The sequence below is a fragment of the Aminobacter sp. P4_H6_2 genome (assembly GCF_056400805.1).
The window spans coordinates 1-9,765 of the sequence record NZ_JBFUKO010000151.1 but is presented as its reverse complement, the minus strand read 5'-3'; the positions used below and the strand labels follow the sequence as shown (position 1 = coordinate 9,765).

9 protein-coding genes are annotated in these 9,765 nt (G+C 63.3%); all 9 read right to left on the bottom strand.

From position 1 onward, the window contains the following. A partial coding sequence (locus AC1DUU_RS13380) for a flagellar hook-associated family protein (protein ID WP_476783906.1) occupies positions 1 to 958 on the bottom strand: 958 nt, incomplete at its 3' end. A gap of 4 nt (positions 959 to 962) precedes the next feature. Then, positions 963 to 2,417, bottom strand: coding sequence for a flagellar hook-associated protein FlgK (gene flgK, locus AC1DUU_RS13375; protein WP_476783905.1), 1,455 nt, complete (start codon positions 2,415 to 2,417; stop codon positions 963 to 965). A 32-nt stretch (positions 2,418 to 2,449) separates the two neighbouring features. Then, entirely contained in the window at positions 2,450 to 3,706 is a 1,257-nt protein-coding gene (locus AC1DUU_RS13370; RefSeq protein ID WP_476783904.1) for a flagellar hook protein FlgE, read from the bottom strand. Between the two features lie 65 nt (positions 3,707 to 3,771). Then, a complete protein-coding gene (locus tag AC1DUU_RS13365; protein WP_476783907.1) occupies positions 3,772 to 4,440 on the bottom strand; it encodes a response regulator transcription factor in 669 nt (222 codons plus the stop codon). A gap of 215 nt (positions 4,441 to 4,655) precedes the next feature. Further along, positions 4,656 to 5,246 (bottom strand): transglycosylase SLT domain-containing protein, encoded by a 591-nt coding sequence (locus AC1DUU_RS13360; protein WP_476783903.1) that lies wholly within the window; start codon positions 5,244 to 5,246, stop codon positions 4,656 to 4,658. After that, complete coding sequence (locus AC1DUU_RS13355; protein ID WP_476783902.1) at positions 5,176 to 6,471, bottom strand: flagellar hook-length control protein FliK; 1,296 nt, start codon at positions 6,469 to 6,471, stop codon at positions 5,176 to 5,178. Before AC1DUU_RS13355 ends, AC1DUU_RS13360 begins: the two co-directional genes overlap by 71 nt. Further along, positions 6,468 to 7,799, bottom strand: a complete 1,332-nt coding sequence (locus tag AC1DUU_RS13350; RefSeq protein ID WP_476783901.1) for a chemotaxis protein MotC — start codon at positions 7,797 to 7,799, stop codon at positions 6,468 to 6,470. The genes AC1DUU_RS13355 and AC1DUU_RS13350 overlap by 4 nt, the downstream gene beginning before the upstream one ends. Beyond that, positions 7,796 to 9,094, bottom strand: coding sequence for a MotB family protein (locus tag AC1DUU_RS13345; RefSeq protein WP_476783900.1), 1,299 nt, complete (start codon positions 9,092 to 9,094; stop codon positions 7,796 to 7,798). The genes AC1DUU_RS13350 and AC1DUU_RS13345 overlap by 4 nt, the downstream gene beginning before the upstream one ends. Further along, on the bottom strand, positions 9,091 to 9,711 hold the full coding sequence (locus tag AC1DUU_RS13340) for a hypothetical protein (protein WP_476783899.1): 621 nt from the start codon (positions 9,709 to 9,711) through the stop codon (positions 9,091 to 9,093). Before AC1DUU_RS13340 ends, AC1DUU_RS13345 begins: the two co-directional genes overlap by 4 nt. Positions 9,712 to 9,765: the final 54 nt, after the last annotated feature.

Genomic DNA, 9,765 nt, shown 5'->3' with positions numbered 1-9,765 from the left:
GCGTCGCCGCCCGTTCGGGGTTCACGCCCTCGGATTTGATGTTGTAGCCTTCGTAAAGGTCCTTCTGCATTTCCAGCCGCTCGGTGGCGGTGCTGACGCGCTGCTGGATGATGCCGGTTCTTGCTTCCAGCTGGCCGATGTCGCTGACGGCCGCGCCGATGGCCGCGACGCCACGCGTCACGAGTGCCGCGCGGGCCTCGTTGCCGACATTGCTATCGAGCAGGTCGCCCATGACCGCCGAAATCATCGCGATCTTGCGGATACCCATCTCATTGGCGCTGACCGAGCTTTCGGTCGTCTCGTTCAAGGTAATGCGGCTGGTGATGCCCTGATCGGTGGCATTCGAAAACGTGCCCTGCCAGCCAGCGCCGAGGAACATCGGCTCGACCTTGGTGGTCATGAAGCTGTCGATCTGGGCAGCGGTGATGTTCTTGGCGGCCGGGTCGTTCTGCGTGAAGCCGAAATGGGTCTGGAAGGCGGTGTCAAAAGCCACCTTGCCCGRCGAGCCCGGCTTGAAATCGTTGAACGGCTTGACGTCGGTGTTGGTGCCGGCAAACAGATATTCGCCGTTGTAACTTGTGTTGAGCACCGAGGTCATGGTGGCGAGCGTGGAGCGCGCGGCGTCTCGGGTCTGCCCATAAGTGGTGTCGCTGGAGGAACTCGTGGTCAAGCTGGCGAGCAAGGTCTGGGCCGACTTGCCGAGCTGCTTGAGCGACTCCTGAGTCATCGACAGCCGCGACGACACCAAGGCGTTGGAATCGACAATGCCACCCAAACGTTCGTGGTCGCGGTTCAAGGCGACCGACTGTGCCGTGCGGGCGCCAAGCGCCAGCCCGGTGTCGGCGACGAAGCCGGTGGTGGCCTCCTTCTGCGCCTTGATGAGCGCCGACTGCTGGCGCATCATCGAATAACGCAGCGCGTTGGTGACCGCCGAAGTGGAAACGAAGGTGGTTTTCATTGCGCTACCTCACCGCTGCCAACAGGGCACTGAGCATCTCGTCGACAGCCTTCATGAGCCTTGCCGAGGCCTGGTAGGCGTGCTCGAGATCGAGCATCAGCGACATCTCGATGTCGACATTGACGCCCGTTTCGCTGGACAGCGCTTCGGCCGTACGAACTGCCAGTGCCTCCTTGGTCTGGGTCGCGCTATCGGCCTGCTTGCGCATGCCTTCGAACCAGCCGATCGAATTGGTGGTGAAGCTGCTGAGGCTCGAGTTTGCGGTGATGCCGGCAGCCGGATCAAAGACCATGGGCTGGTCGATGCGGTTGCCGTAAGAAATCAGCAGATCGGCGTAGGACGCGTTGTTGGCCGTATTGGCGACGTAGGAGGCTCCGTTGATGCCGCCGTCGCGCAGAAGCTTCGGATTGCCGCCCACGGTCGGGTCGACGGCCGGATTGATCTTGATCTGGCGCGCGAGGCCATTGATCAGCGTGCCGGCCGCCGGAACAGCCGGACCGCCCGACCATGTGAACAGGCCGGCCCGATCGGCGAGGCCGGGAGCCGTCTCGCGGAATGCGGTGATGAGGCCGCGCGCGGTCTCGTCGAGCTGTGACTGCATGGTGTTGGCGACGCTGTCGCGCAGCTGGACCAGGCCGGCGAGCTTGCCCGCCGCATCGGTGTTGGCGCCGGTGCCCGGCTGGATCGGTACCCCGTCGATATAGATCTTGCTGCCGGCCATGCCGGTCGCAAAGCCGGGTGTCTGCTCGAAGGTGACGGCGCGCGGCACGGTCTCGAACAGGGTTGCGCCCGAGGTCGTGGTGATGACCATGTCGTTGTCGCCACGCTTGAAGGTCGAGATCGGCACGATCTCGGAAATCTTCTTCAAGATGGCATCGCGCTGGTCGAGGGAATCGTTGACGTCGCGCCCGGTACGCGTACCGGTCATGATGAGCTTGTTGGCCTGCTCGAAATCGGCCAGCAAGGTGTTGAGGTCATCGACAGCGGTGGCGATTTCGCCATCCGCCTCGGTGCGGATCTTCTGGATGGCATCGGTGCCATCGTTCAGCGAGCGCACGACCTGACGGGCGGCATCGATCGCCGCCGTGCCGAGGTTTTCATTGGAAGGTGCCGCCGCATAAAGCTGCAGCGCCTGCTGGAACTTGCCAAGCACGGCCGCCGGCGAAGTCTTGTTGTCGGAGCCGTTGACGTCGAGGGCCAGCTTCTGCAGGCCTTCGAAGAGCGTGTTCTGGCCGGAGAAGTCGGCCAGAGCTGAGAGGTTTTGGCGAAACAGAAGTTCGTTGGTCGCTCGCTGTATCTCGATGACGCGCGCACCGGGACCGGTGCTGGTGAGCACCGCCGTGCGGCGGGCGTAATCTGGGTTCGATGCATCCGCGACGTTGCGGGAAACGGTGCTGGTCTGCCGCGACGTGTTGCGAAGCGCAGATTGAGCGATGCTGAGGGCAGACGACAAGGACATGCTGGATCTTTCGCGGACTGAGGCCCGTCAGCCTATCTCTTCAAGTTGACGAGGATATCCATGAGGTCCGCTCCGGTTTGGAAGACCTTGGAATTGGCGGTGTAGTTGCGCTGGGACTCGATCATGGCGGTGAGTTCCTCGGCGATATCGACGTTGGAGTTCTCGACAGCGCCGGAGACCATCTTGCCGCGACCGCCTGCATCGGCGAAGCCGATCTGGACATCGCCGGAGTCAGCGCCTTGCGAGAAGACGTTGCCCGACTTCTGGATGAGCCGGTCAGGGCTCGCCACGTCGGCCAGCGGGATCTTGAACAGCGGCTTCATCGAGCCGTCGGCGTACTGGGCGTACATGGTGCCGTCGGTGTCGAACTGGACGCGCTCGATCGTGCTCGGACCGTTGCCGTCGGTCACAGCCTTGGTGACCGTGTAAGGTGAGGCGAGCTGGGTCATCTTCGACATGTCGAGGGTCATTGGCGCGCCGCCGGGCACGGTAAACGACAAATTTCCACCGGCGGTCAGCTTGCCGGTGGTGCCGTCGAATGTGAGGGAGTCACTGTCGAGGAGACCGCCTGCGGCGTACGGGAACGACGACGTTCCGGACGCTGCCTTCGACTGATCGAACACGGCCACATCCCAGGTGTTGGCGCCTGTCTTGGTGTAGTAGACGTCGAGAATTTTCTTACCGCCGAGATTGTCGTACACCACCATCGAGGATTTCGCGGTGTAGGTCGCGCCTGCAAGGTTGCCGCTCGGCAGGGGCGGGGCAACAACAGTCGCGTCGCTTGGCAGATTGGCAGTGAAGGTGCCGTTCTTGGTCGGAAGCGCGGTGAGTTCGGTGGCCGAAATCTGGACCGGAACAAGGCCTTCAAAGCCGTTGGCGGTGGCAGCCGGAACGCCGTTGGCGTAGCTGTAGCCCATGAGCTGGTAGCCGGCGGAATTGATCAGGCGGCCCTGGCCGTCGGGAACGAAGGAGCCGGCACGGGTCAGAAACGGCGAGCCTGATGCGTCGCGGACGACAAAGAAGCCGTTGCCATCGACAGCAAGATCGGTGGTCGACGTCGTGTATTGCAGCGCGCCCTGCTTGCTGATCGAATTCAGCACATTGGTGGTGACGCCGCCGGAATTGTAGCTGCCGGGCGTGCTGGGCAGAACCAGCGACGAGAATTCGGTATAGGCGCGCTTGTAGCCGGTCGTGCTCGAGTTCGCGATGTTGTCGGCGACCGTCGACAGCCGGTTTGCCTGGGCAGCCATGCCCGAAACACCGGTTCGCATCATTCCGTAAAGGCTCATCGATGGTCTCCTCAAATCTCATGCCACGATAGGGAAGCTACGCGGCATGTCTTGCGCGAGGCTGATCAGACGACCAGCCGGTAACCGAGGAAACGTTTGGAATCGATCGGGTCGTGGCCAAGACGCTCGCGCAGCTTTTTGCGCAGCTTGGAGATGTGGCTTTCGACGACATTTTCTTCGACTTCTTCGTCGAACACGCCGTAGATCGCGTTGAAGACTTGAGTCTTGGTGACGCGACGGCCGCTGTTGCTTGCCAAATATTCCAGGATACGGCGCTCGCGGCGCGGCAGCGGCAATGGCTCACCGTGGATCTCGGGGTCGCGGCCATCCATGAAGATGCGCATCGCGCCAATCTCGGTGAAGCCGGTGTCTTCCTGGGCGCGGCGGCGGATCGCCGAGATGCGGGCCAGGATCTCACGGATATGGACAGGCTTGCGAATGACGTCGTCGACGCCGGATTCGAAAAGCTTGAGCGTGTTTTCGAGATTGTTCTGCTCGCTGAGCGCGATGACCGGCGCCTTGGAGCGGTCCCGCAGCTGGCGAGGAGAAATCAAACCCTCGCTGCAGTCGCCGATGAGGAAGGCGCGAACCGAACGCAGATCTTCCTCAGGAGCGCTGGTGACCCATTCGCCGAATTCGCCGGAGCGGAAACCCGCGCAAGCGACGCCTTCCCGGTCAAAAAGTGAATTATATCCTTTGGTGACGAGCTCTCGCTCGTCGACAACAACAATCATCGGCCCCGCCTTCCGAATCAGAAATAAATGCCCCGTTAACCAATCGGTAATGGGTCGAGACCAAGGCGACCAATCGTGAATTCTTGCCGCTATTTTTTGGGGAGTCAGGAATCGCATGGGTTGAACCGGCTGCACGACATGCGTGCATCCTGATTCAGCGTTTGGAGGACGGCGGGTGTCTCGGCCTGTGACCGGTTCAATATGGCGCGGGCCGCCTAGGGGTTGCAGAAATTCCGGGCATTGTCGGTCCAGCGGCCGAAGCCGGTGGCGACCATGTTGGCGATGACGCGGCAGACATAACGCTTCTGGGCGGGGTCGTTATTTGGGCCGGCGTGATAGCGTGCGACAGCCATCGACCAGGACTCGTGGCGGCTGTGAAGACTGACCAGAAAGCGCGCGGCGTAGTCGACATTGCGACGGGGATCGAGCATGTCGCGGACCGAACGAAACTCGGCCGCGTGATAGCGGTGGTTTATCTGCATGCAGCCGAGATCGATCAGGGTCTTGCCTTCGCTGCGGGCGGTTTCAAAGGCAGCGAGAGCCTCGGTCTCGTTACTGGGAAAAACTGCTTTTCCTTCTATATTCAATGCGTTGGGTTGCAAACTGCCCTTTTTTCCGGTCTCCGTCAGGCCGACTGCATAAAGGATGCCGACCGGCACGCCATAGCGGTCTGCGGCGCGCAGGATCTCCGGCTCGCAAGGGTTCGCAGCGGCTACGGCCAGGCCAGTTGCAGCACTAGATATAGCGGCTGCTGCCAGGGCGATCAGCGCGAGGCGGCGAGATGTTGTGTGCGCTACCGTCTTCATTTGCCGATCTCCCGCCAGGACGTCCATTGCCTGAATTGCCACCTTCGCTACCTGTTCCGTCCGACTGGAAGGACGGTTGGTCGCGACCGCTGGCACTGCCGGATGGGGCACCGCTGTCACTGCGTGGTTGCCCCGATTGCGGTTGAAGGATGGTGACGCGATCGACATCGAATCCGAGGCCACGCAGCGCTGTGTTGATCGCTTCGCGGTCGGCGGAAAGCCGATGATAGGCTTCGGCGTTTTCAACTTCGATTTCAATCGAGAGTTGCTCTCCAGCCAGGCGCAAACTGGCTGTAACCATGCCCAATTCGACCGGACGCAGCTGGATCTTGAGGACCTGTGCGGCGGGCGCATTTGTGGTGCTGGCCTGGAGCTGCTGGACCGCACTTGCGGCTGCGGTGTGGCGTGGCGCGTCGGAGGCGATGGCAAGGGCGAGTGCGCCTGCAGTGCTGTTGGCACCGGAGGCGGCAGGAGCGGGGATGGCTTGCTCGGAAATGACGCTGACGCGGCTTGCAGCGGTGGGTTGCTCGGCCTGTTTTGCTGGTGTCGGGCGTGCCGGCTTGTCGGCTTCGGCAGCATCCGTGCTTGCCGCGCCCGGCGTGGCGGACTGCGCTGTGACAGGTGTATCAGATATGCGTGTTTCAGCCACGGGTGCCATGCCAGGTGGCAAAGCCGAGCCAGCGGAGCTCGCACGCGCTGACGCGCTGCTCATGACCAGTGCTGAACGCTCGGTGTCGGCCATGTCGCCGGCGGGCGTTGCTGCGACATCGCCGGCCTCGGCGTCGGCGGCATCGGCCAAGCCGGCATTGGCCGGGTGGCTGGTCGCCTTTCGCAATTCACTCAATGCAAGCACCAGCGGCAAGGCGGCATCGGCCGACATGTCAGCCTTGCTAGCGTCCTTGGCCGACGTGTCGGGGAGTTCAGCACCTTCGGGTTGGCTGGTTTCCGCCGATGTCTCCGTGGTGCCCGGATCGGTTTCGTCCTTGGCATCAGCAACGCCTGGATCACGCGCGGCAAGCCGTGCGGCGAGCTTGTGTAGGCCCTTTTCGCGCGGCGCGTCCTGGTCGGCGGCCTGCTCCTTCGACTGCTTTTCGCCCTTTTGCGGCGACATCAAAGTGCGGCCGAAATCCGCCTGCTCGTCGTTGCCTGCCAGAGCGTTGCGGTCTGCCGCCGATGGATGTCTGGCGGTCGGGCTCACCAGCGCAGCGCTAATGCCGTCGGTCATTTGGGAGAGCCTCCGAGAAGTTCGTCTATGGATTCGAGAGTACGGCGCGCTTCGATGATCTTGGGGTCTTCAGCCTCGGCGGGTCCTGGCTTGGTCAGCGGCACGACCCTGGGTGCCTTGGCGATCGCCGGCTCCGGGAGCGTGGGCATTGACTGCGCCGCAGGAGCCGGCGCTTCGACGGCATCGGGAACCATTGGATCGGCCGGAGGCGATGCAAGGTCGAGCGGTGCTGGCGGCAGGTCCTCGATGTCGATTGGTTTCGGCTTGCTTTCTGGCGAGGCCGGTACCGCCGAGGTCATTTCGGTGGCGACTGCCTCGACGGCGTCGAGCAAAGCACGGTCACCCTTGGACAGCTTGTCGCGGTCGATACCGCCAAGCATGCCCAGCATGTCGGCAGCATTGCCCGACGTGACAGCCGAAAGTCCGGAATAGAGCTGAGCACGCGGGTCGGTGCTGTTACTGCCGTCGCGGCCTTGCTCGGCCCTGGCGGCMGCGAACGCCGAAAGCTCGGTCAGGCCGTCGATCGCGGCGCGACGAGCGATACGGAGATAGACGACCTTCTCCTGCTCGGCATCCATCATCGCCGTGATCTCGGCAATCGAGTCGAGATTGACCGAGGCGTGCAGGGTGACGACGCCAGCGACAAAGGCATCGGCGAACTGGCTGGCATAGGGTGAGCGCAGGTAGCTGCGGACATATTGGGTCGAGGTGCGCAGGAAGCGGCCACCGTCCTCCATCCGGCTGGCAAGCGTCACCGAACGGCGCAGTGCTGCTTCCTCAACCAGCGTGCCGGGGCTCAAAAGGCGAGCCTGATCGAACAGCTTCATCGCCTTTTCGGGCTCATCGGTGATGCTGACCGAACCCTTGACCAGGGCAAGGAAGGCGCCCAGCTCGGAGATCTGCGTCAGCGGATCGATCGAGGCGAGTGCTTCGACCGCGCCTTTCGGCTTGCCCCTGAGATAGTCGATGATGCCTTGCGCAAGCGTGCGGTCGGCCTCTTCGAGGGTGAGCCGCGACAGGACCTGTTCGATGGTCAGCGGATTGCCGCCGCTCATGGCGTAGATGAGCAAAGCGCGAAAATTCTTGGGGTCCTTGAATGCGGCTGTACTGGCCGTGCGCATGCGCTCGTCGGTCATTTCGAGCAGTCGGCGCTGCAGCGGCAACGAAGCCTGGTCGCCGCCGGCAATGCGGTCCTGCAACAGCTGCAGGCAGCGCACGAGCTGGTAAGGCTCAAGTGCTGGCGCTTCGCTGGCCATGGCGCGGCCTGGCACGCCCGCAACCAGCAGGGCGATGAGGGCCGCACCTGAAAGAGATGCCGCCAGCCTCATTGAGGCTTCTCCAGCAAGATTTCGATGCGCCGGTTGGTGGCCGAGAAGGGCTCTGCTGTGTCTTTCAGCTTGCGGTCGGCGAAGCCGGCGACCTCGACGATGCGCTTCTCGTCGAGCCCGGCGCGGGCCAGCATGTAATAGGCCGAATGGGCGCGCGCGGTGGACAGGCGCCAATTGTCGTAGCCGCCGCCTCGGAACGGCCTGGCATCGGTGTGGCCGTTGATCGAGACCTGGCCTTCGTGGGCCGAGATGGTCTTGGCGATCTTTTCCATGGCAAGCACGAGCTGCTTGCGCGGCACGGCAGAACCGATCTCGAACATGCCGAAGTTGAACTGCTCGGTAACCGAGATGACGACGCCCCTGTCGGTGGCGACGACCGAGACGCCGTCGGGCAGGTTTGGGCCCGACTTGATGGCCTCGGCGAGTTCGCGCCTGATAGCGTCGGCGTCCTTGATGGTGTCCTTGCTCGGCGTATCGTCCTTGGGCTTCGGCTTTTCGGATATAGCTTGGGCTTCGGCTGCCTCCGATTTGGGGGCATCGCCGGGCTTGGCGCTTTCACGGGCAAGGGGTGTTGCTTGTTCGGCTGCCTTGGACGAGGGCTCGGCGGCCTTCACAGGCTCCGACGTGTCAGAGCGCGCGGTCTTGTCGCCCGGCTTTGCCGGATCGCCTTCGATCGAGGCACGCTCGGCACTTGCCTCGGCAGCGGGTGTTGCGACCTGCTCGGTCCAGAAATCGGGCGCGAAGGGATCGCGATAGGCTTCACCGCCGGTGGCACCACTCGAAGGGCCGGCACTTTGCGCCCCGCCGTCTCCGCGTTCGGAGACATTGGCCTTGGCGCCGGTCTCCTGGGCGATCTCGGCGAGAACGGCATAGGGGTCGTTGAAGAGGTGGTCGTCGGAACGCTTGACGGAATCGGCGGAGTCGGCCGAATTCTTCTCGGTCGACGGGCCGGCATTGCCGCGGCCGTCGGTGCCGGCCTTGCCTGAGGCTTCCTGCGGGGTCTCAGCGGTCAGGCCAACGGAGTTGGGGCCATCGCCAAGCTCTTCGAGCCCCTTGCGGCTGGCGTTGCGGTCGACAAGCTTGACCGGATTGAAATAGCTGGCGACCGCCGCCTTGGTCTGCTCGTTGGCGGCACTGATCAGCCACATGACCAGGAAGAAGCACATCATTGCCGTCATGAAGTCGGCGAAGGCGATCTTCCACGCACCGCCGTGATGGCCTTCATCGTGATCGACATGGGCACGCCGGACGATGATGATCTCGTGGCGCGGCTCGCCGCCGTCGGTGGCAGTCATGGCAAGGTCTCGGAAAGGGCCGAAGACCATTCGCCGAGACGGGTCTCAAACAGGTTGTCGTCGATCGAAACACTGAGATCGAAGCCTGTAGCCTCGATGAAGTCGACATTGGCCGCGCGCTCGCCCAGGGCCGTTGCCAGCGCGTCGAACAGGAACTGCGGGCCGCTGACCTTGATGCGCACCGCCTCGCGGTCGGCGCAGGCTGATATGACGGCACTGGCCAGGGCGTCGATGGAGCGGCTGCGGATGTCGTCGCTGACCAAGCCGGCGACAATGCGGGCGGCGGCATCCGTGGAGAGATGGACGAGGCGCGTTTCCATCTCGCCGATGCGCATGGCGATGGCGGCACCTGTATCGGCACCGAAGCGGGCGCCGAGATCGGCGATCTCGGTGGCATGGCGCTGGCGCTCGACTTCGAGGGCTGCCTCATGCTCCTCGCTCAGCCGCGCGGCCAGCTCGGCCTCGGCGTGAGCGACCGCCTCGGCGACGATCGCCGGGATGTCCGGATCGGGCACTGCCTTGGGGTAAGTACTTGCGGCCGGCGTTTCGAGGTCGGGCCCGTTGGGAGCCAACGGCGCGAAATCGGTCAGCCTTTCGAAAAGCGCTGCAATCGACATCAGGCGGCTACCTCCTTGGCAGCCCATTTGCGCAGGATCAGTGCGGTGCGCTCT

Bases quoted from the DNA above. Each gene is read 5' to 3' on its own strand.
- flgK (WP_476783905.1), bottom strand. From the start codon at position 2,417: ATGTCCTTGTCGTCTGCCCTCAGCATCGCTCAATCTGCGCTTCGCAAC.
- AC1DUU_RS13370 (WP_476783904.1), bottom strand. From the start codon at position 3,706: ATGAGCCTTTACGGAATGATGCGAACCGGTGTTTCGGGCATGGCTGCC.
- AC1DUU_RS13365 (WP_476783907.1), bottom strand. From the start codon at position 4,440: ATGATTGTTGTTGTCGACGAGCGAGAGCTCGTCACCAAAGGATATAAT.
- AC1DUU_RS13360 (WP_476783903.1), bottom strand. From the start codon at position 5,246: ATGAAGACGGTAGCGCACACAACATCTCGCCGCCTCGCGCTGATCGCC.
- AC1DUU_RS13355 (WP_476783902.1), bottom strand. From the start codon at position 6,471: ATGACCGACGGCATTAGCGCTGCGCTGGTGAGCCCGACCGCCAGACAT.
- AC1DUU_RS13345 (WP_476783900.1), bottom strand. From the start codon at position 9,094: ATGACTGCCACCGACGGCGGCGAGCCGCGCCACGAGATCATCATCGTC.
- AC1DUU_RS13340 (WP_476783899.1), bottom strand. From the start codon at position 9,711: ATGTCGATTGCAGCGCTTTTCGAAAGGCTGACCGATTTCGCGCCGTTG.